Raw genomic sequence first — 22,598 nt, forward strand, 5'->3', positions numbered from 1 at the left:
TATTATACTTTTTAATTTAAAACTACGATACTACTCACAGACTGCAAACTTCTATTGATTTAGTTGCCGAATCATACTACGTGTATAGCCCCCAATTTTCTTTGTCAAACCATCGACTATTCTAATACTTATGGCGGTAAATACTATACCCATAAACATTACAAAGAGTGACTTGGCAAAAGTATCTATTTGTATAAATATAATATTCATATCGATGTATCGATACAGTAGTGGTGCCAACAGGAACATAAGTGGCATTACATAAAAAATGATTGCACTAATGAGACTGAAAATGCCAATCGCAAATTTCTGCATTAACCAATAGACAGCACACCAAGTGCGACGATCTGTTAGCACTAATTTCACCTGAGACCAGTTCGATGTATCCATTGTTATACTTCTATCGTAAGAGTCTGTTGAAATATCTGTATAAATTTTCGTCTGTATGCGCTCGAATTGGATAAAGGGTGTGGTAGTCTTGTAGTACGCGCATAATTAATGGAATCCCAACAACAGTAAATGAAAGGGTTAAACTAAATAGCAGAGCTATTATATAAAAACAAAAATAAAACAATCCTGTACCGAAAGTTAGCAATAAAAAATAACCATTCTGGATGAATCTTGATTTCATAAAGTTCATCGCTCCTATCTATGTAATAACCGAATCATACTGCTTTTTTTGTCATTCTCACTAGTGTAAAAGTGTCATATGACAGTTCTAAATGATGTTAAAAAGGGGAGAGCAGCTTACATCTGGTTAAAAAGATGCTTTTATCCCGCTATTTACTGGGCAGTAAGACTCCCACCTCAAAATTCAGCGTTAGGTGGGGGGAGGGCTGCCGGTAAACGCACGATTGGTGAAGGCTAATAATCAGTGGGGGATGAACAAAAACCTGCTGATTAAAGTTTCACTTTATTAATTCCCACAAAACAATCCCGTTCTTACATCTGCAAGAACGGGATTGCTTTGTACTTTTATTTAATATGAGATGGACTTGTTTTTCGAATATGAAAAATAATATCAAATTGCTCAAGCAATGAAGTATCAAAATACACCGAACTGTTCGGGAGGATTTGTCCCCCTATACTTAGTAATGGTCTTTTTGCTTTAACCCATTTTTCTGCTTGTCCTTTAAGGTGACGGTTATCCAATAAAAACATTTTATATGGCACTTTTCCGAGAGTATAATTGAAACTTTTTACATCTTGTGGAATAGTGTCGGTTGTAATCTTACCTCCAGTGGAAGGATCATATTCGCTGTATAAGGTAAAATTCCCCTCCGTAGTTGTACTACCAATTGTGACATAATTATTGTCTAAACGTTCCTTCAAAAACTGCCCCGCAACATAAGGGTATAATTTCTCATCGATAATTCCTTTAGCTATATGAATATTGTGTGCCCATACCATCGTTTTACCACCAAATGTCTCTTGTACCCACATTGCATGATCGGCCAAGTATTGTTCATGTAGTTTTATTATACTTGGATAGTCGTTAGGGAGTAGCATTGTGGTAAATTTCTCTATTGCACTTGCCGTTGCTTTCGCCCAGATGTACTCGGATGGAATTATTTCTGTGTTGGCTTGCTCATTCTCATCTTTTAGTAATCGGGCTACTCTCTCAGCGTTTGCTTTAAACTTCTCTTTTCTTTCAGGAGCAAGTTTCATATATTCCTGTATACTTCCAGTAAAAGAAGACAATTCTTTATAATTTTCTTCTACTTCTGCCAGCAAATCTGGTCGATGCAGCCTTACATAATCAATTACTTTATTAAAGCTACCTTGGTCCAACGCCTTTAAGTCGAGCCCAATAAATTGGATCTTTTTTTTATTGGATGGATCAGCATTATAATCTTTCATCCACTCAATCATGGCTATAATTTCATCAGTAGGATATAACAATTTTAAAAATTCCCTAGGGTTTCCTTTTCCTGTTTGGATATATTCATTTAGTTTTAAGCCGTTTCCCCAATCTTCTTCCATTGCAAAATTCGTAAAACCCATTTCAGTAACCAAATATTTCACAAGGCGAAACTTCATAGTAAAAATTTCAGAGCTTCCATGAGTATTCTCTCCTAATCCTACATATTGCGCGTTCCCAATCATTTTCTTAAGTGGTTTTAAATCTTCAAATGGTTTTGACGGCTCTATCGTTTTTAATGGGTTAGCCTGTGATTGTATTGATTTAACTATATTTTTTTGGACTGATTGACCTGAATTTTCGACTGCTACAGTTTGAGCGTTTCCTACTTCCGCGCATCCTGTGACTAATAAAGCTGTACTAACCATTGCAATCATTCTTTTCTTATTCATTTTTGCCCACCTCAATTGAATTATTTTTATAAACAAGATTGATTCATGTACTTGCACGAATCAATTGCCTTAATTTAATTGTTATTTATTCCATATCATATTTTCTAGTTACATATTGTCATAAGATTAATTGACACAAGTCATAGGTTAATCATTACACTTTTGTACTATCGGCTATGACAGTTTATAAATAATAATTAAATTGTTGAATCGCAAGTAAGACTAGATTATGAATTTGGGAGGGATTTTAAAGATGAATAATCTGTATGTCAAAATATTTTTATTCTAAGTTGTAGCTGTTGAAATGACAGGAAGTAAATTTGATAAACAAATGAATAAAGGGGAAGGGCGGATTACAATGTTATTACACGCAAAATCGTTCCACAATAAAGATAAAATCCATCGTGCTAAAATAGGACTTCAACTTTTTCTAAGTATCTTAACTATTACTTCTATTATCCTAAATGTACTAGTAATGATTACTAAAAGTATGCCGCTTATTGTGGTATATATGTTTACCCCGGCATTTTCTTCTATTTTGACTCGCATAATATTGAAAGAAGGGTTTAAAGATGTATCTTTTAGTCTCGGTAACTTAAAGATATGGAAGGGGATTGGTTTTGCTCTGCTAATACCTATGATTATTTGTGGAATTACTTATTCTATCGCCTGGTTGAGCGGAATTGCGAGGTTTCAGCCCCCGCAAGGTGGTATGCTAGAACCTATTTACAATATACTTGGATTTCAGTATCTACCGATACCATTAAGTTTCATTTTTATAGTAGTATTGAGCGGAGTTTTAGGTAGCTTGCTTAACTTAATTCCAGTTATGGGAGAAGAAATGGGTTGGCGAGGTTATATGCTTACAAGACTAATCGATGCAGAGTTTTCACGCCCAATCCTTATTAGCGGATTAATTTGGGCAACGTGGCATGTTCCAATTGTTATTGCTGGTCTATATGTAGAGGGAACATCTGCCCTACTTTCAGTACTTGGCATCTATTTTTGTATTGTGCCATTCAGTTATATTACAGCTTATTTACGACTTATCACAGGTAGCGTTTGGCCTTCGGTTATCATTCATACTACTTGGAATGCCATTATTCAAGGACCTTTCGCACGTGCAAGTACAGGAGATCAAACTGAGATTTGGATTGGAGAATCTGGTTTGATAACCGCTATTATTATCTTGGCTACTGCAATAATTATGTCTCGAATCGTAAATTTTACTAAATAGCATACGGATGTGTTTTAAATTCAGTTAGTGTAATATGACGAGGCTGAAATAAGATGCTCCTAAAAATATTAGAAAAAATCTAGTTGAACGGACTCTTACTTAATCTTAGGCTGCTGGACATGCTGTGATATCCCATCGTCATCAAGCTAAGAAAATAAACTTGGTTGCCATAAAAAAACATAATGTTTTCATTTAAAGTCTTGGAGATGAAATTTCATCATCTTCATCACGTTTGACCTTCAGGAAATAAAAAGTTAAACGATTATACAAATACTCTAACTGAAAAACGATAGTCCTTTTATCAAAAATGTAGAAGGACTATCGTTTATTTTTTGACAAAATTAGGGATTGATGTTCATAAAAATGGATAATATAATTCGTATTTTACGTAAAGAGAAAAATTTCCCCCTAGAATATTAAGCTAAATCTCTTGGTGTGACGGTTAATTTAAGTTTCACTTTATGACTTGTAAAGGGCTGTTCAATGCATCGTACTATTAAAAAATCTAAATTAAATCATTAAATTGCGATAAAATGTGGTCGGAAATAATGAAATTTTAGGAAAAATAAGGTACACTAGTCTATGATTTTAGTTGAAAATCGTTTGACGTTAATGCATACGGGGGAAAGATTGATGAACAACAATACAACAAATGAATCAGTTGAAGAAATTGATCAAAAACGAGTAAGATCAAACAAACGTTATACAAATTGGAAGTTTATCGCAGCGGGTATTGGTGTAATTGCACTTCTTATTGGGGGAATGAGTTATTATCAGGCAACTCACTTCAATTCGAATGTTACAATTAATGACACAAAAGTTGGTGGTCTGAGCGCTGATCAGGCAATACAGAAATTAAAGACATCTGGACTAGCAAACAAAGTCTATGTTGATCAACAACAAATTTTAGATGAAAAAGATACAAAAACGGAACTTACGGAAAAAGATTTGCCTCAAGTTAAGAAACTATTAAAAAGTCAGTGGACATTTTTCCCTTCCTCAAAGGGAGAAAATTATTCATTGCTACCAGAGAAGGCAGATCAGTATCGTAGTGAAACGATGAAAAAACTTGTAGAAGAAAAGCTCATCTCTATGAATGAGAAATTAAAAGCGCCTCAAGATGCTATGGCGAAGCTAGAACAAGGGAAAATTGTTATTTCGAAAAGTGTTGAAGGAAAACAGTATGACGTTACTAGTCTACTGAAAGATTACGATAAGCAAAAATATAAAAGCGAAATTCATCTGAAGTCTGCATACATAAAACCTATTAAAGAAGACGATCCGATTGTCAAAAAAGAGGAGAAAGCACTACAGAATCTTCTTGGGCAGTCTGTTGAGTATAAAGTGCAGAATGAAGTTTATCCTTTAAAAGCAAAAGATTTAATTCAAAATGCTTCTATGTCAAAGGATATGAAAGTTACAATTGACGCGAGCGACATTAAGAAGAAAATTACTGAAATTAATAATGCCAAATCAACATTAAATAAAGATTTCTCATTTAAAACGCATTCTGGTTCAGTCATATCAGTAAAAGGGCAAGGCTACGGCTGGGCACTAGATGTTGAAAAAGAAACTAAACAAGTTCAACAAGCCTTTGAGAAAGGCGAAAAGTCGCTTTCTGCTTCTAACATTCACGGAAATGGTTGGGAGAAGGAAGGTATCGGTTATAAAACAACAGCGAATAATGGCATCGGAGACACGTATGCGGAAGTTTCAATTGCAGAGCAACAAATTTGGATTTACAAAGATGGAAAATTAGTCGTTACAACAAATGTAGTAACGGGTAAACATAGCACGGGTGAAGATACATCACCAGGCGTTTGGTACGTTCTATACAAACGAACACCATACACGCTAAGAGGTAGCGCAGTAGGGAAAGCTGATTATGCGGTTAAAGTAGATTACTGGGTTCCATTCACAAATAGCGGTCAAGGATTCCACGATGCCGGCTGGCGAAAAGACTGGGGAAATAACGCTTATTTAACAGGTGGATCAGGTGGGTGTGTGAACCTTCTTCCTAATGTTGCAAAAACTGTATATGATAGTTTGAACACGTATGATCCAGTTATCGTGTACTAGAAAATAGCTACGTATCAAGAAATAAACAAAGCAGGAAATCTTATCTGATGGTATATGAAAAAACACCTCTTGCATTCGCATACTAAGTGTGCAAATGCAATGGAGGTGTTTTTGTTTGAATACAAAAGTGTATTGCTTATAAGAAACAAAGTAGAAAGAGATTAAGAATAAGTATTCAAATAATCAATAAAATTGACAATGAATATCATTTTCACTTAATATAGAATCGTCGCATTTAATTAGACATGAATTTTTTGTTAATATAATAGATTTCTATTAAGTTGTCATATTTACGAACTATCATTAAATATTTTAAGAATTTAAACGTAGGAAAGGGTAATATAAAATGAACTGGAAAAAAGGCGGATTATGGGTTATTATTTTTTTCGTTGTAAAAGGCACGATTTCTACACTTTTAATCGTTACAGGTGCTAAATATTTTGATTTATCATTTATGCAACTTATCTTATTAATTCTGACCTTATTAGTGATTTCTCTAATAAGTCGTAAATTGCTCTATAGACATAAACAAAACAAAAAGCAAAAAGAGCTAAATATATAATGAAGCCCCAGAGACCATTGGATTTCTGGGGTTTTATTTTGATAGTTTTTTCGCATGTATATTAATTTAACAGAATAGGTTGTCCAAAATGATAAAATCGATGATGTTTAAAATGCGTCAGTTATTTTTACATAAGGATTGTAGAGAGCCTTTGAATCAATCTTTATTCTGAAGCGACAGACACGTATAAATTATGCTCTTTTTTCAATTGGTAGTTTAAATGTAAAAGTACTGCCTTCTCCTAATTTACTTTCAACCGTAATTTCTCCTCCATGTAGTTCGACAATCCATTTTACCATCGACAATCCTAAACCTGTGTTTCCGATGTTTGAAGATGTTCGTGCTGCGTCAACTCGATAGAAGCGGTCCCATATTTTAGTAATATGTTGCTCGCTGATGCCGATGCCATTATCGGAGACTGTACCTATTATGTTGGTTTCATCACGGAATAGTTGCATATGCACAGTTCCGCTCGCTTTGCTATAAGCAATCGCATTCGTTAGTAAATTCATTAATAAACGCATCATCAATGTTTGATCGGCTTTAATAAATAGGTCTTCCTCTATATTAGTTGTTATTTCAATCGAATTTTCTTGAACCATTAATGAAAGTTCTTCTACAACGATTTCCGTTAATTCACTCATATTGATACATTCAAATTGGAAAGTATTATGATTTCCTTGGTCAGCTCTTGCTAATAATAAGAGTTGTGAGATTAGAGCGGACATTTTACGTGATTGCTTTAAAATTACTTCTAACGATTCTTCCATTTCTTTCGGGTTATTCCTCTGCGATAAAGCGTATTCGCATTGTGAAATAATAACAGATGTTGGCGTTCTTAATTCATGAGATGCGTCAGATGTAAATTGTTTTTCACTTTCGAATGATGTCTCCAATCGCTCAAACATTTTGTCAAAGGTTTGTGCTAAATGATACATTTCGTCTTTCGGTGAACCTTGTAAATTAATTCTCTTCGAAAGGTCTTTACCATCACCAATTTTACTGGCGGAATCACTCATTTGTTGCACAGGTCGAAACGCCCTTTGCGTAATAAAATATCCTCCGAATGCCGCAATAAGAATAAGTAATGGGAATGAGATGATTGTTACCACGATAAGCGTATTCATCGTTGAGGATAATTGGTTCATAGTCATTATTCCACGAACCCAGACTTGCTCATCGCCGCCTGCATTATGGAGAAAATCATATACTATCCATTCTTTATTGCCGTCTTTAATGGTTTGTATTTCATCGGATTTAAGCGATATCTTTTTATTAAAGCTTGTTGGACTATGTCCTACCAACAGCTCACCTTGTTTACTATAAATGCTTATATTTACTCCATCTTCTAAGGTTTCAAAATCATCGTCAATCTTTAACTGCCCATGCTTATATTCGATATCTTCCATGCTTTCTTTTACTGTGTTCTTCAATTGATCTTTCATATTAAAAAGCAAAACTTTATCTGAAGAAGTTAAAATAAAAGCTAATACGAGTGCCATAATAATTACAATTAGCCCCGTATACCACAGAGTTACTCTCATTTTTATTGATAGTCTTTTCATGATTCTACTCGCAATACGTAACCAGTTCCTCGTACTGTATGAATTAACTTCGTTTCAAACTGGCTATCAATTTTTTTGCGAAGATAGCGGACGTAAACATCAATAATATTCGATCCGCCTTCATAGTCGTAATTCCACACATGTTGCTCAATTTTATCTCGTGTCAGCACAACTTCTTTATTACGAATCATATATTCTAAAATAGCAAATTCTTTACTGGAAAGAGTGATAACTTGGTCTCCTCTTGTTACTTTATGCATATTGCAATCTACCACTAGGTCAGCGATTTCAAACACATTAGATGTATTTCCTGTTTTTCTTCGCATTAACACTCGAATTCTTGCTAACAGTTCGTCAAAAGCAAACGGCTTTACTAAATAATCATCCGCACCTAAGTCGAGTCCTGTTACACGATCATCAATTGTATCTTTAGCTGTAAGAAGCAAGACAGGAGTTGTATTATTGTCCGCGCGTAATCTTTGTAATACTTGTAAACCATCTATTCCTGGAATCATAATGTCAAGTACAATCAAATCGTAGGTAGCCATGTTTATATAATCCAGGGCATCTTCACCATTCCCACATGCATCGACACTATAATGTTCTGCATTTAATCGTTTTACCAATATATTTTGTAAGTCTTGTTCATCTTCGACAATAAGAACTCGCATTAACATTCTCCTTTTCTTCTTATTAATATGTATCACTATAATTCCGAAACATTAAAGAAAGATTAGAAACTAGTTAATTATATCATTTTATCCCGTATTAACGGGTAGTAAGACTCCTCCCTCAAAATTCGGCGAATGCGAGGGGGGAGTCGGGCCACTTGTAAAAGCCTTCACTTTATTTTTTTGTACATTAATCTTCCTTTAATGTTTGTTGAGTAATATAAAGGCAAGGATAAGGTGCACATGTAAAGGGAGGAAAACAGAATGGGAAAATGGATGCTGATTGGAGCAATGTCTTGTGTATTGTTAACAGCTTGTTCTACTCAAGCTGATAACAATACAGAAGTACAACAACTGAAAGTGGAAAATGATAAATTACAAAAAGAAGTTGCTCAATTACAACAAGAACCAAGCAAAATAGGGCCTGCTACGAATGATACGAAGCAAACACAAGATTTCAAAAACGAAGTCACATCTATTGTAGAAAAGGCAAATAACACGAAACCAGTTGGAGCAAAAGAAGAAAACCTAAATACGTACTTAGCAGTAAAAAAAGAAATTGACCAACTGGATGACAAGATAGATCTATCTGATAATCAGCTAGAAGCAGATTATCACGCTGGAACGATAACTGTTGAACAATATCAAACGCAAGAAAAAGAACACGATATACTGGAAGATCAATTAGAGCAAGCAGAAAATGCACTTGAAGCAAGATTTGGAATAGATGATTAATCATTAAGGAGTGGATGAAAATGTTAAAATATAAAAAGAAAATAATGATAAGTGTAATTGCTATTTTAGTAAGTGGTATTGCTATTATTAGTGGATATTATGGCATGGGTTACAATTATGCAAAAAAGAATGAAAACTACACAGAGAAACAAGTTCGTGAAATTTCTTTAGCTCATACAAATGGAGAAATTATTAATGTGAAAAAAGAATTCGAATTAGAAGATGACAACTTAGCACAATCAAAATTTGAATATGAAGTGGAAATCAAGACACCTGATAATCTGTTAAATATTTTAAAAGTTAGTGCAAGGACAGGTACAATAGAAATTGATAATGAAGATTAAATAAATATCGCGTATTTGAAAAAACTCCGAACAAAATTTGTTTGGAGTTTTTTCATGTTTATACTTTACTATTTTAAAATGTGGAAAATCTTCATACTTCTACAATCTATATAAATGGCTCAAGCTTCACATCTTATGAATTCCTTGAAGCGCTAAACTTAAGCAAAATAATGAACTATCCTATAGAAGAAAGTTGAGGGAGCTAATCGCATATGTTTTATTGAAAGGATGTGATTGAATTATGGAACGGCCAAATTGGGGAATTGGAGGATTAGTATTCGTTGGCTGTATGTTTCTTGGTGGAGGAGTGGGATCTATGTTAGGTAATGCCCAAACTGGATGGCTAATAGGAATGGGCATTGGATTTCTTGGGATGGCTTTAACGAGACTGTTCAGAAAATAATGTAACTGAGATTCTTCTTTTGGTAAATAAGGAAATATGTAAGTAATTCATGGCATAAGAGTTCTATAAATTATAGTTAGAATTTTCTCTTTTGTATTTGTCTTTTCTAAATTTCTCCATACATAGATAAGATTCTCAAGTCGGAGGATAGCACCTTAGGGTGTCTTTTTTATGCTTTTTAAAAATGTCTTATCATATAATAGCTGAGTTTTGCTTTCAGTCTCCGATGCCCATTAAACATAAAATGAAAATTCTGCACCATTTAAACTCTGATAACAATTCATACGATCAAGAATAATTGAGCTAATAGCTCTCGGTAGATTGTCATCATTTTTTTATAATACATTAGATTCATTACCGTTTCAGACCTATGTATTCATTCATAACCTAACAGTAAAAGGGGGAATGATTAAAGGTATGGCGTTTAATGATGAATTAATTTGTCAACAGTTTGCAAGAATCATAGGTGGACAAGAAGGATTCGCCGGTGGGAAATGCGTGGCAACAATAAACAGGGATGAAATACGAGCAACAATCTTGGGGAAACGTTTTAGAGTAACCACTTCTTTTTCATTCGAATCACGAGACAATAAAACTGGACGGGCATTATGCCTAGGCCGAGTAGCACTCTTACAAAAAGAAGTCACTGAATTTGTGGCGACAATTATTAAACAAGGAATAATCGTTTCGTCTATACACAATGAGTGGTTATGTGATGATCCAAATTTGATTTACGTTAATATCGAGGACGTTGATGATCCACTAAATTTTGCAAGAAAAGTGAGAAGAGCATTGTGCAATTAACTAAGTTTTTTAGTTAAATGAGTGATTACGTTAAATAGAAGATTTCAGCGTGTTGAATGTTATATTTGTAAAATAGATTTAAGTGGATGGTTTTATAAAACGAAAGAAGGTGTTTCATATTTGGAATGCCTTTTCTTTATGTTTTCGTTGCTAATGTGGGTGGTTAACTGATTATATGCTGTTTATCTTGTAATAGCAAGAACTGGATGAGGTATCTTTAAAGGTGTTTGACTATTTGTAGATACCATATTTTATCAAATGTTATTAGCATATCATAAAATGATAAGGGAGAAATCGCCAGAGAAATACGTCAAATTAGTCATTCCTTCTATAATCTAAGGGGGGGCGATTTTGTTTTCGAAAAATAATAGGTAAATCATTTGACAATTAAAATAATCTACTTTATTATATGTGCCATAGCATATATATGGTGAAACAAATACATTCATTGTGAATGATTGACTGGTATGCTATATCCTTTTATATCTTAATTTATAGAGGTGATATATGAACTTACATGATTTAATAGGCTATCTTGTTCATCGTACTGATGTGAAAATGACCAATTATTTTACGAAGAAATTAAAGCCTTATGGAGTTACGCCAGAGCAGTGGGGGATTATTAGTGTTCTTTGTAGCCAAAGGAGCACTACTCAAAAAGAGTTGGCGGAAGCTATTGATAAAGATCAAACTACTGTTGTTAGAATGATACAGTCAATGGAGAGAAAAGGGATTGTAAGGAAGGCTTTGAATGACCAAGATAGGCGTTCACATAACCTTTTTTTAACTGAAAAAGGTGACGAGTTAAAGAAAACAATCTTGCCTGTAGTGAAAGACGCTCACCATTTCGTTACGAGTAATTTGAGCGAGGAAGAAATTAAAGTATTACAATCGTTATTAAACAAATTGTATGATACACGCTATTAATATTTGTTCCTTATTGATGCTATGCTATTCATAAGGAACAAACTTTGTTTTAGGTATTATATATGCTGTAGCATATAATTTTCATTTGGAAGAATGGGAAGATAACTTTATTTTGTATGATATCTGATTCAGGGTCACTTTTTTGCTTAGTACCAGTCAAATTTTTTTGTATTATACATGCTATAGCATGTAATTTCTAGCCCTTTAATATGGAAAAGGGTAATGTAAATTGAAGCGACTTCCATACGGGTAATCTCAGGAAATAGGGTAAAGGTAGTGACTACTACCTGAATAATACTGAGTTTTTATTAAATAATAAGAAAGGTGTGATTACTATTTTAATTTTCATCAATATTGTAAAAGTAGTGTTGTTTCTGTTCTTTTTAATGACAGGAACGAAAATTATATCCGGGAAAATGGCAGATGAATTCAAACGATTTGGTTTACCTTCGTTTTTTAATTTCTTAACTGGAGCTTTTGAGATTGTAGGAGCGATTGGAATGTTGATAGGAATTTGGATTCCGGTAGTAGCTTTATGGGCAGGATTGTTATTAGGCGGTACGATGCTTGCAGCCGCATTAACTCTAATTGTATTAGCGAGAGATCCCTTTAAGAAAGCAATACCTGCACTTGTTTTGTTTGTCCTTAGTTTAGGGATAAGTTTGTATCACATTTTTTAAACATAACTGAAAACTATTAAACTTTCACTTTATGCGTTCAAGTTACTATCGTTTTGTGATTATGTTACAAATAGGGGGATTCTCCAATTAGTGCTTGAATAATAATAGCAATATGGATTTAGACATTACTATCATTCGAATCATAATCAGTAAAAGAATGGCAAGAATTTTATATTAAAAATAGGAGTGAGTGAAAATGGCATATTTATTACAAGTTGATTTTCCGTTTGAAGGTCCTTTTGGTGAAGAAATGGAAAAAGGATTTTGGGATTTAGCAAAAAGTATTAACGAAGAAGAAGGATTCCATTGGAAAATATGGACTGAGAATGAAGAAACAAAAGAAGCTGGAGGCATTTATGTATTTGAAGAAAAACAAGATGCTGAAAAATACGCGGAAATGCACAAGAGCAGACTTGAAGCAGCTGGTGTAAAAGATATTAGAGTGAAAATTTTTAACATCAATGAAAAGTTAACGGAACTGAATCGTGGGTATATTAAATAATTTCGAAAGTTGGAGTAAGCGTAAAAAGGAGGGGGATAATCCCCTCTTTTTTAATTCTTAAATTGATGGTGAGGGGGCTCGTATAAAAAATAATCAATTATAAAAGTAATTTTGAACGTAAGGAATTTGTAAGGAAGAGGTAAGAAAAAAGAGATTTTCCTTGTGTAAGATGAAAATGTAAAGAAGAGTGAGAGGAGAAAAATACTATATATTTCTATAAAAAACAAATCAATTAATAAGACTTGTTTGGAGGAAAAGAGACATTACAGATTCAATATCGTCCTTTTGCAGTGGGGTAAGAAGAAAGCTGTGTGATTAGTTCCAAACAGCAAATAACCATTTATACAATATGAATAGGGGAGAGGAATATTTTGATGAAAAAGCATCGCCAAATTACATGTACAGGTTTAGCCCTTTTAATAACTGGAGGTTCCCTGTTTTATACAACTCCAACCTCAAGTGTAAAAGCGGAGTCCATTCAAAATGTATCTAGTTCGTTACAAACAAGCACCCAAAGAGATCATAATTCCGTCAAAGAGGCAATGCGGGATACATTGAAACTAGGATATCCAGGGATACTTGCTAAAACTTCTGAGAGTGGAAAAACATGGAGTTATGCGGCTGGTGTAGCTGATCTGAGTACTAAGAAACCAATGAAAAGAGATTTTCGTTTTCGAATTGGCAGCGTGACAAAGACGTTCACTGCAACAGTTATACTTCAATTAGCAGGAGAAAACCGCTTAAATCTAGACGATTCTATTGAAAAATGGATACCTGGTGTCATTCAAGGAAATGGATATGATGATAAACAGATTACTATCCGGCAATTATTGAATCACACAAGTGGTATCGCTAATTACACAAGGTCAAAGGATTTTAATATGATGGATACAAAAAAATCTTATACTGCTGAAGGATTAGTAAAGATGGGAATATCCATGCCTCCAGATTTTGCTCCAGGAAAGAGCTGGTCGTATTCAAATACAGGATATGTATTACTAGGAATTCTTATTGAAAAAGTAACTGGGAACAGCTATGCGGAAGAGATTGAAAATCGAATTATTGAACCACTTGAATTAGCGAATACATTCTTACCTGGAAATTCAAGCGTCATTCCAGGAACCAAGCATGCCCGTGGATATATCCAATTAGACGGAGCAAGTGAGCCAAAAGATGTTACTTATTATAACCCAAGTATGGGGAGCTCGGCCGGAGATATGATTTCTACAGCTGATGATTTAAACAAATTCTTTTCTTATTTACTTGGGGGCAAGTTATTGAAAGAACAGCAACTAAAGCAAATGCTTACAACAGTCCCTACAGGAGTAGATGAGCTTGGTGATTCCGGGCTTGGAATTTTCAAAATGAAGCTTTCAAACAGTGAATCGATATGGGGGCATGGAGGAACCATTCCTGGCTTTTTAACTTTTGCTGGAGGCACACTTGGAGGCAAGCATACATTGGCAGTCAATTTGAACAGCCTTAAAGCTGATACTCCTGATCCTTTTAAAAATATTTTACTTGCTGAATTTAGCAAGTAGTCTAAAAGTAAAAACGGGTAAAATTTATCATAGTTTCATAGTTAAACAAATGAATGATGAAAACGATCAATTATTTAAGGAGGTAATTCCGTGATGAAAAATAAGCTAACTGGTGTGTTAGCCACTGCATTAGCGGTAACTATGATTCTACCAACCGGAGCGAAAGCATTTTCTGAAAGTAAGACTACTGTTGTAACTGGTGAAGAAGTAGCTAGTCAGGAACTGAAGAAGATTGCAGCAGAGAAGGCGGAGCTACTTACGAAGTCCCATGGGGCAGCTAGCGTGCAGTATGCACTAATTGATAATGGAAAACTTATTTTGTCGGGTCAGGCTGGCAAGAACGATATGGAAGGGGAAAAGCCGCTAACCAAAGATACTTTATACGGGATTGGTTCAGTTAGTAAAATGTATGCAACAGCGGCTGTAATGAAATTGGTCGATGAAGGAAAAGTCGATTTGGATGCTCCTGTTGTCCGCTATGTTCCTGATTTTAAGATGAAAGACGGTCGATACAAACGTATTACACCGCGTATGTTATTGAATCACTCCTCTGGATTGCAAGGTTCTACGTTAGGTAATGCATTTTTATTTAACGATAATGATACCTATGCCCATGATACCTTGTTACAGCAATTGTCAAATCAAAACTTGAAGGCGGATCTTGGTGCTTTCTCGGTATACTGTAACGATGGTTTTACGCTGGCCGAAATTTTGGTGGAAAGAGTTAGTGGTATGAGCTTTACTGAATTTCTACATCAAAACTTTACAGAGCCTTTAAAGATGAATCATACGAAAACGCCGCAGGACAAATGGAGGGATGAAAATCGGGCTGGACTATATTACCCGGCGTACCAAGGGCAACTTCCAATTGAATCGGTGAATGTTATTGGTACGGGAGGTATATCTTCCACGGCAGAAGATATGGTGCGATTCTCACAACTATTTATGGGACAGGGAAAAGGAATCCTCTCTGATAAGGTAGTTAAGGCAATGGAGCAAGAGGAATATAAAAAAGGAATGTGGCCGGGGGCTGGCGAGAATATTTTTAACTATGGTCTTGGCTGGGATAGTGTGAAACTATACCCATTCAGTGAATATGGGATCAAAGCTTTGGGTAAGGGAAGCGATACGGCATTGCAACATGCTATATTAGTCGTGCTTCCGGAACAGAAAATAGCAGCGGCTGTATTGACATCTGGTGGACGGAGCTCTACAAATCAGCTAATGGCAACTGAATTGCTGCTCGCTACGCTTAAAGAAAAAGGTACTATTAAGGAAATCAAGCCGAACAAATCCTTTGGTAAGCCGGTCAAAGTCAAAATGCCTCAAGGCGTAGCAAAGAAAGCAGGATTTTATGGCAATAGCGAAACTCATTTCAAAATTGAAATTACGAAGAACGGTGAACTATTCTTACCATCTAATCCAGAAGAAAAATATGTATATACTGCTGATGGCAGCTTTATTAATGAGGGGGGTACTTCCAAGCTCAACTTCGTAACCGAGAAGAATGGAAGAACTTATTTGAAGGAGAGCGCATATAAATCTTATCCAGGTTTAGGGCAAAGTGTGATGACCCACTATTTAGCTGAGAAACTAGAAGACAACGTGCTTTCGAAGAAAACCGCTGCTGCATGGGCAAAGAGGGAAGGTGTCAAGTTTTATCGTGTAAACGAGAAATTTAGTTCTATTCAATATCTTGTTCAGTCGAAACATCTTAGTACTCAAATTACTCGCAAGGAAGGCCCAGCAGGCTATTGGGATGGCAGAAAAATTACAGGTCCGAACACCGCGGTGCATCAGATCCAAGTACCCGTGATGAATGGTCGTGATACGACGGAAACGCATTTCTATACAGAAGGCGGCAATGAATATATGGAGATGGCAGGATTGTTATACGTAAGTGAATCTAATGTAAAACCAATTGATGTAGGCCAATCATCCAAAGTTACGCTGGGAGCAAATGGACATGCGAAATGGTTTACAATTCCACAAGCGGCAACAGACAAAAGGATGACCGTGACGCTGCCATCAAATGGTTCATTTGCGGTGTATGATGAGAAGGGAGTTTGCGTCAACTTCACCATTGTGAGTGGCAATAACAAGGTGGAACTTCCGAAGAACGGAACAATCGTATTCGCTGGGGCACCGAAATCGGAATTTGCAATCTCGGTGAACTAGCTATAATTTAAGATGATCTTAAACAAAACCAGTACGGTACAGAAAAGATGTATTACTGGTTTTGTTTGTATTTATGCATTATCAATGAAAAAACTTGAATAATATCACGCTCAAGCACTATAAAAACATCAAAACTAGAAAATTAGTATCTCTAGAAGATGTACAGTTTTTTGGGAGTTGAATAATTTTAACAGGGTAGAGAGATTAAATTTCTACTCTTTTTCTTCAATTAATAGAAATGTATGTACATACACATTATATTTTTATTCCATAAATTTTAAAATTTTGTTCACGATAGTTTGAAATTGTAAAAAAAGAAAATATGTGGCACGACATCACTTTGTTTTTATACAGCTTTGTAATTAAACTATAATATTGTATTTTTTCTTCATTATTGAAATTAGTAATAATAAAATGTATTATTGAAAAGCACAATTTATAATTCAAGTAATCAAGCATATGTATCCATAATAATTTGAACATTAAGAAATTATAATATTGTCTAAAAACGAGGTGAGATTCATAGAAACAGTACATATTAAGTGGTATGGCATGTATAGTATAAATGACTTTTATAATAGGGAAGAAGCTTCTAAGAAGGGGATATTTGCAATCTCTAGAGTATATGCTAAGAATGTAACATTGCTCTATATAGGACAAACTAAAAGAAGCTTTATACAAAAGATAAGAGAACTTAATAAAGAGTGGGCTTTTGATGAGAGCGAATTAAAGATTACATTAGGAATAATAGAATTTCCTAGTGGTGAACTTTACTCTGAAAAGAAGGTAAAAGAGATAAAATCTCTTTTGATTTTACGACATACCCCATTAGAAAACGAAACATCTTTATTATACTATAGAGGGAAATTTAATTTTAAAATTATTAATAAGGGAAGAAGAGGTTTAATTGTTAAAAAGCTTTCTACAGGAGATCTAATGTGGACGTAATTGGAATCACCTTTGAATAAAATTGAAGGTTTCTTAAGTGCAGAAGCTTATCAATTTTTAATGTATTAAACTATTTTGAATAACATATGTCAGATACTTGAAAAAACACAAATTTTATTATGATATGAAATCCTGTATGGAAAGTGTAGTTTATTTCTATTGTTTAATAAAAATATTAAGAATTTTAGGGATAATACATAAAGAGTAGAGAAGAAAGTAAACACGGAGGTTTGAAGAATGGGACAAGTAAGCAGATTTCAAGAAAAACAACAGAATCGTCGTCAAAAGGCAATTTTTAATATTGCATTTACTTTGGTATTAGTGACAGTTGGTATAGTGACATACCAATTGTTTACCCCTTCTAATACATCAACGAAAGCAATTGCTCAAGAAAAGAAAGTAACAAAGATAGAAGAGAAGAAAACTGAAGATAAAGAAACAGCAAAGATAGAAGAGAAGAAAACTGAAGATAAAGAAGCAACAAAGATAGAAGAGAAGAAAACTGAAGATAAAGAAATAGCAAAGATAGAAGAAAAGAAAAGCGAAGATAAAGAAGCAGCACAGTTAGAAGGGAAACAAAAAGTAGAAAAATCGGTAAAAACGAACGGAACTGAAAATAAAGAGGAAGAAAAAACGGTATCTCAAGAAAAGGATCCTCAAACTAATCCTTCATGGAAGCCAATTGGTACAGAGCAAGGAGCAAAACCTGATATGAAATTTAAAGAAGGAACAGTAGATTGGAGTGAGATGAAAAAAGCAATCTCTTATGCTGTTGATGTTCCAGAGAGCCAATTGATTTTCGATTTTATTGGAAATAATGGTAATAATAAAGCCTACGGTAATGTACGAGATAAACAAAGTAATAAAAAATATAAGGTTAATATTGATTGGGTAGAGAATCAAGGGTGGAAACCAGCATCTGTACAAGTGGTAAAATAAATAATAGAAATGTAATTATATGTTTAAAAGGAAAGTAGTATTAGGCACTCATGGAGCTGTAATGACTTTGATGTTGTATGAACTTAGCTTGATAGCGATGGGGTACCGCCAACAAGACTCGAATTTTGCACGCTAAGCAAAAAAAACAATAAGCTGTCCACATGGACAGCTTATTTACATAATTCTTGTTATTGGAAGTCGTTTTGAAATTCTATATGTTTACTTTTTTCTTGTTCTTACGAATAAACCACAACACCACAGTTAAAAATAATAAAAAACTCAGTAAAAAGAGCGGTATTTTTTGAATAAAGAAAAATCCTTTCCAAAAATCTAACCTAGTACTATCAGGAGAATCTGTTGCCATCCCACCTATAAAAAAAGACAACGGAATAGTAAGTATATTTATCCCTAAACCGATCATTACGAATGATAGATTTTTACTCCAGATTTTTGGTAATGCAGCCATAATAAATAAAACTAATGCAGTACCAATTATAAGAAACAGTACTCCAAAATAAAATGCAAAATATAAAATAATTCCCATAATCCCCCTCCAAGACTTTAATTGTACCATCAATAAGGGCAATTTTGGATGAATATGATATTCGTATATAGTTAACATAACGTCCCATTATCGATAGCAAATAATTTCATAGAATCCTTGTATGTACAGGGGATCTTGTTTTTTGGTCTATGTATCTCTTATATAGGATTTTATACATCATTGATGTAGCGGGGATATGAAGGAGCCTCGCTTTTCTTTTTTTGCATAAAATTTTGTATGAAAACAGTTGAGTTATAATGCTTTATGCTGAAAAATAAAAACTTTTCTTTGAATTTGAAAAGAAGGTGTTACCTTGTCAAGTGTTGAAGAAAATGAGATAGCAACTGTTGCTACAGATAGTGTAACGGATACAGAACACGAACTTCATCACATGAGGGTCATCCGAAATCGGTACTTGAGTTAATCGTCAGCTGAGATCTTTGGAATTGAACCGACGGGTAACTTTAACAAAATAAGGAGTACAATTAAACAGCCTAAAATATGCAAGTTTTTATGCGAAACTGCTTGCGTATTTTGGCTATTTTTGCATTCGTAAAAGTGCTATAAGTAAACAGCATTTTTAAATTACCAAATACCCCCATGAGATTAATGGGACTTATATTCCACCTCTTTAACAGGATTATATTAAGAAGTGGAAATAGTATAAGTACCCAAAAAACTATATTCATCAGTTTCTACTCCTTATGTGGATCATAAAGTTATTATCCCGTTTATTGTGGGCTGACTAAAGTTTCACTCTATCTCTCCGTCTCAAAAAACTCAATCCACTCCCCATCAGGGCCAGCGAAGAATATGTAACGTGTTCCATCTGGTAATGTTTCGATTTCATCTCCTAGTAAAAAGGTTACTGCGTGTTTCTTTAGTCTTTCGATTTCATCCTCTAATGAATCCACTTTAAAGCAAATGTGATGTACTTTTCCTTCTGCCGGAAGGGAAGAGTTGTAGCCTTCAATTAATTCGAGTATCGTTTCTTTCGATTCTTCCACACCTAAAAAAGCGAGTTTTAAGTCTGGGTTCGGGTGCCCCATACGTTTAAGGAGCTGTAAGCCGACTACTTCTTCATAAAATGAGATAGATGCTTCTAAGTTTGCAACCATAAGTCCAACGTGTTCTATTCTTCTAACTGGCATGTAGATTCCTTCTTTCTGAAAATTATATACAATATATTATTGAAAATTAAGAAAATAAGCAAGATAAAAACCTTACAAATTTTAGCGTGTTATATGGTATAGTGAGAAAGTATGTTTGGGGAGAAGGAAGGAGATTATACGATGAATACAACTACTCAAACTCCTTCATTATCGGAAACGATGAAAGAGTGGCATTATGCATTAGCATATGAAATTAAACATTGGAAAACGATAGGTGGTAGTAAAATTTCTATCATGAATGGTCGTTTTTTATATACAGATTATGAAAGTACAGTATACGTATTTCAGCTTATTTCGGAAGTAAGCTTACCTGAAGGTTCACCGATTCGAATTGAGTTCGATGGTGAGGAAGCGACAGGAGAAGTATTATCTGTACATGGATTAGAAATAGAACTGAAATTAAATGATTATATACAAGGTGAAATAAGAGAAGCGGTTTTATACAGTGAACCGTGGCAACTTTTAGAGCAACTGCAAGAGCGATTGAAAGAAGCACGTAAAGATAAGCTGAAACGTAATCGTATAAAGCGTCTTGTTGATGGGACGAGCAGCCCGAAACATATTGAGAAGATGAAAAATCCAAAAAATGAACTGGCATATCGCGCGTTTTATAATCCGACAACGTACGTATGGGGACCGCCGGGAACAGGGAAGTCTTACAATTTATCACGTATTATTTCGGCCCATTATCAAAAAGGAAAATCGGTACTTGTGTTAGCTCATAGTAATGCGGCAGTAGACGTATTAATGAGTGAAGTAACGAAGCAAATTGAGAAGAAAAAGAAATGGACGCCTGGCGAAATTGTTCGTTACGGTTATAGTCAACATGAACATATACGAAATCATGAAACGTTACTTGCATCTAAGTTAGTTGAAACGACGAACGAATCATGGGGTGAGGAAAGACTCTATTTAGAAGAGACACGCCAAGAGCTTCGTGAAAAAATCTTATCGTATAAGGCAACGTCCTCTGATAAGAAGCGTATGCAGGAGATTGAAAGTGATCTTCGAAAGCAAAAGGCTAAAATTAAAGAAGTAGAAAAAGAATATATTGAAAATGCGAAAGTAATCGGCGCAACTTTATCGAAATGTGCCATTGATGCGCTAATTTATGAGCGTACATTTGATTTAGTTGTCGTAGATGAGGTGAGTATGGCGTTCGTTCCGCAAATTGCATTAGCTGCTTCACTTGGAAAACGTATCGTCGTTTGCGGTGACTTTTTACAGTTACCTCCAATTGCGATGGCAAATCATGAACTCGTTCGCAAATGGCTTGGGGAAGATATGTTTTACCATGCTGGGATTGTGGAGTCTGTTAATAAATCAGAAGCACACCCAAATCTATTTATGTTGCAGGAACAAAGACGTATGCATGCGGATATATCGAAGTTTACGAATTCGTTTATTTATAAAAATAGAGTATACGATCATCCGTTTGTTTCAGAGCGTAAAGAACTTGCGCAATTGCAGCCGTTTGCAAATGAAGCGAGTGTTTTATTTGATACGAGCCAAATGGGAGCTTTTTCGTTAAAAGATGCTGCTTCTGGTTCACGTTTTAACATTATGTCTGGTTTAGTAGCGATGCAAATGATGTTAATCGGATTGTTAGACGGTATTCAATCAATTGGTGTTGTGACACCTTACAGGGCGCAGTCACGCTTTTTATCGACGTGTATTAGAGAAATGTTGCAGAGAACGAAATATCAACACATACCAGTTTTAGCGGCGACAGTTCATAAGTTCCAAGGTTCTGAAAGAGATATGATGATCTTTGATACGGTTGACAGTTATCCGCAAGAACGACCTGGCGTATTATTCTTTGACCATAAAAACCATCGCCTCGTCAATGTAGCAGTGACAAGAGCGAGAGGGAAGTTCATTCAATTATCAGATTGCCATTATATGCGTAAAAATCTTTCAAGAAAACAAGCGTTGTCACAATTAACAGCTCATATAGAACGTCACGGAGATGTGTATGATCGCACGACATCAAGACAATTGTGGGAACGAAAAATATCGAAACGATTACGCTGGTTTATGGAAATGAATCTTGAAGAGCCGAAAGGGTTATTGAAAGATATTTTAGCCACAAAACGAAAAATTATTATTTCACTTCCAAGTACAAAACAAGTGGATAAGCGAGTATGGCAAGCGTTAATGCGTACAAATGCACAGATAATAGTTTATAGTGATGGACCAGTTCCACTGAAAAATGTAAAGTTACAAAGACAAAATAAAGCATTCCCGTTTATCGTAATTGATGATGAAATCTTCTGGGCAGGCGCACCGCTCACATCTCAAATGATGTTTGAAGGTAGTACGGAATTTCCGTACGTATGTGCAAGACTGCAAGCACCTGAGACAATTGGTGTATTAAAAGGATTTTTAGATATTCGGTAAATTCGGATAGGAATTCCTTGACTTTTACTTGGAATGAACTTAGAATAAAAAATA

The 22,598-nt window shown here is 34.8% G+C and carries 20 protein-coding genes and 1 pseudogene; 15 read left to right on the plus strand and 6 right to left on the minus strand.

Features of this window, described 5'->3' with window-relative positions:
- Nucleotides 1–51: 51 nt before the first annotated feature.
- Nucleotides 52–631 (minus strand): annotated as a pseudogene (locus ACTFRM_RS09605) (sensor domain-containing protein).
- A gap of 344 nt (nt 632–975) precedes the next feature.
- Complete coding sequence (locus ACTFRM_RS09610; RefSeq protein ID WP_440043263.1) at nt 976–2,313, minus strand: erythromycin esterase family protein; 1,338 nt, start codon at nt 2,311–2,313, stop codon at nt 976–978.
- Between the two features lie 358 nt (nt 2,314–2,671).
- On the opposite strand from ACTFRM_RS09610, the gene ACTFRM_RS09615 reads away from it, so the two are divergent.
- The 3 genes from ACTFRM_RS09615 (at nt 2,672) to ACTFRM_RS09625 (ending at nt 6,191) form a co-directional block, all read left to right on the plus strand.
- Nucleotides 2,672–3,550 (plus strand): CPBP family glutamic-type intramembrane protease, encoded by an 879-nt coding sequence (locus ACTFRM_RS09615; protein ID WP_242292588.1) that lies wholly within the window; start codon nt 2,672–2,674, stop codon nt 3,548–3,550.
- A gap of 633 nt (nt 3,551–4,183) precedes the next feature.
- On the plus strand, nt 4,184–5,629 hold the full coding sequence (locus ACTFRM_RS09620; RefSeq protein WP_141096693.1) for a L,D-transpeptidase family protein: 1,446 nt from the start codon (nt 4,184–4,186) through the stop codon (nt 5,627–5,629).
- A gap of 346 nt (nt 5,630–5,975) precedes the next feature.
- Nucleotides 5,976–6,191: a hypothetical protein gene (locus ACTFRM_RS09625; RefSeq protein ID WP_001104104.1), complete on the plus strand. Its 216-nt coding sequence runs from the start codon at nt 5,976–5,978 to the stop codon at nt 6,189–6,191.
- A gap of 191 nt (nt 6,192–6,382) precedes the next feature.
- Here ACTFRM_RS09625 and ACTFRM_RS09630 read toward each other — a convergent pair whose 3' ends face one another.
- Both ACTFRM_RS09630 and ACTFRM_RS09635 read right to left on the minus strand, forming a co-directional pair.
- Entirely contained in the window at nt 6,383–7,756 is a 1,374-nt protein-coding gene (locus tag ACTFRM_RS09630) for a sensor histidine kinase (RefSeq protein ID WP_134208275.1), read from the minus strand.
- A complete protein-coding gene (locus tag ACTFRM_RS09635) occupies nt 7,753–8,427 on the minus strand; it encodes a response regulator transcription factor (RefSeq protein ID WP_001264526.1) in 675 nt (224 codons plus the stop codon). The genes ACTFRM_RS09630 and ACTFRM_RS09635 overlap by 4 nt, the downstream gene beginning before the upstream one ends.
- A 264-nt stretch (nt 8,428–8,691) precedes the next feature.
- On the opposite strand from ACTFRM_RS09635, the gene ACTFRM_RS09640 reads away from it, so the two are divergent.
- The 11 genes from ACTFRM_RS09640 (at nt 8,692) to ACTFRM_RS09690 (ending at nt 18,428) form a co-directional block, all read left to right on the plus strand.
- Entirely contained in the window at nt 8,692–9,162 is a 471-nt protein-coding gene (locus ACTFRM_RS09640) for a hypothetical protein (RefSeq protein WP_088322360.1), read from the plus strand.
- 20 nt (nt 9,163–9,182) lie between these two features.
- Nucleotides 9,183–9,506, plus strand: a complete 324-nt coding sequence (locus tag ACTFRM_RS09645; protein ID WP_000922394.1) for a PepSY domain-containing protein — start codon at nt 9,183–9,185, stop codon at nt 9,504–9,506.
- Between the two features lie 241 nt (nt 9,507–9,747).
- Nucleotides 9,748–9,909 carry a hypothetical protein gene (locus ACTFRM_RS09650; RefSeq protein WP_000441009.1) on the plus strand — a complete coding sequence of 54 codons (162 nt, stop codon included), beginning with the start codon at nt 9,748–9,750 and terminating at the stop codon, nt 9,907–9,909.
- 405 nt (nt 9,910–10,314) lie between these two features.
- The gene (locus tag ACTFRM_RS09655) at nt 10,315–10,713 is read left to right on the plus strand and encodes a DUF1259 domain-containing protein (protein ID WP_000589729.1); all 399 of its coding nucleotides are present in this window, start codon (nt 10,315–10,317) and stop codon (nt 10,711–10,713) included.
- Between the two features lie 507 nt (nt 10,714–11,220).
- On the plus strand, nt 11,221–11,640 hold the full coding sequence (locus ACTFRM_RS09660; protein ID WP_001048567.1) for a MarR family winged helix-turn-helix transcriptional regulator: 420 nt from the start codon (nt 11,221–11,223) through the stop codon (nt 11,638–11,640).
- 329 nt (nt 11,641–11,969) lie between these two features.
- Nucleotides 11,970–12,320 (plus strand): DoxX family protein, encoded by a 351-nt coding sequence (locus ACTFRM_RS09665; protein WP_069461642.1) that lies wholly within the window; start codon nt 11,970–11,972, stop codon nt 12,318–12,320.
- A gap of 196 nt (nt 12,321–12,516) precedes the next feature.
- Nucleotides 12,517–12,822, plus strand: a complete 306-nt coding sequence (locus ACTFRM_RS09670) for a monooxygenase (RefSeq protein ID WP_000323757.1) — start codon at nt 12,517–12,519, stop codon at nt 12,820–12,822.
- 374 nt (nt 12,823–13,196) lie between these two features.
- Entirely contained in the window at nt 13,197–14,363 is a 1,167-nt protein-coding gene (locus ACTFRM_RS09675; RefSeq protein WP_088322361.1) for a serine hydrolase domain-containing protein, read from the plus strand.
- Nucleotides 14,364–14,456: 93 nt separating this feature from the next.
- Nucleotides 14,457–16,541: a serine hydrolase domain-containing protein gene (locus ACTFRM_RS09680; RefSeq protein ID WP_440043264.1), complete on the plus strand. Its 2,085-nt coding sequence runs from the start codon at nt 14,457–14,459 to the stop codon at nt 16,539–16,541.
- Between the two features lie 513 nt (nt 16,542–17,054).
- Nucleotides 17,055–17,489, plus strand: a complete 435-nt coding sequence (locus ACTFRM_RS09685; protein ID WP_002164503.1) for a hypothetical protein — start codon at nt 17,055–17,057, stop codon at nt 17,487–17,489.
- Nucleotides 17,490–17,726: 237 nt separating this feature from the next.
- Nucleotides 17,727–18,428 carry a DUF1510 family protein gene (locus tag ACTFRM_RS09690; RefSeq protein WP_440020814.1) on the plus strand — a complete coding sequence of 234 codons (702 nt, stop codon included), beginning with the start codon at nt 17,727–17,729 and terminating at the stop codon, nt 18,426–18,428.
- Between the two features lie 211 nt (nt 18,429–18,639).
- Here ACTFRM_RS09690 and ACTFRM_RS09695 read toward each other — a convergent pair whose 3' ends face one another.
- Nucleotides 18,640–18,972 carry a hypothetical protein gene (locus ACTFRM_RS09695; RefSeq protein ID WP_000511402.1) on the minus strand — a complete coding sequence of 111 codons (333 nt, stop codon included), beginning with the start codon at nt 18,970–18,972 and terminating at the stop codon, nt 18,640–18,642.
- A 758-nt stretch (nt 18,973–19,730) separates the two neighbouring features.
- A complete protein-coding gene (locus ACTFRM_RS09700) occupies nt 19,731–20,123 on the minus strand; it encodes a VOC family protein (RefSeq protein ID WP_001145269.1) in 393 nt (130 codons plus the stop codon).
- A gap of 111 nt (nt 20,124–20,234) precedes the next feature.
- Here ACTFRM_RS09700 and ACTFRM_RS09705 point away from each other — a divergent pair, with 111 nt between their 5' ends.
- On the plus strand, nt 20,235–22,544 hold the full coding sequence (locus ACTFRM_RS09705; RefSeq protein ID WP_002182886.1) for an AAA domain-containing protein: 2,310 nt from the start codon (nt 20,235–20,237) through the stop codon (nt 22,542–22,544).
- Nucleotides 22,545–22,598: the final 54 nt, after the last annotated feature.

The sequence above is a fragment of the Bacillus cereus group sp. MYBK227-1 genome, from assembly GCF_051916325.1.
In the GTDB taxonomy this organism is placed as follows: Bacteria; Bacillota; Bacilli; order Bacillales; family Bacillaceae_G; genus Bacillus_A; species Bacillus_A cereus.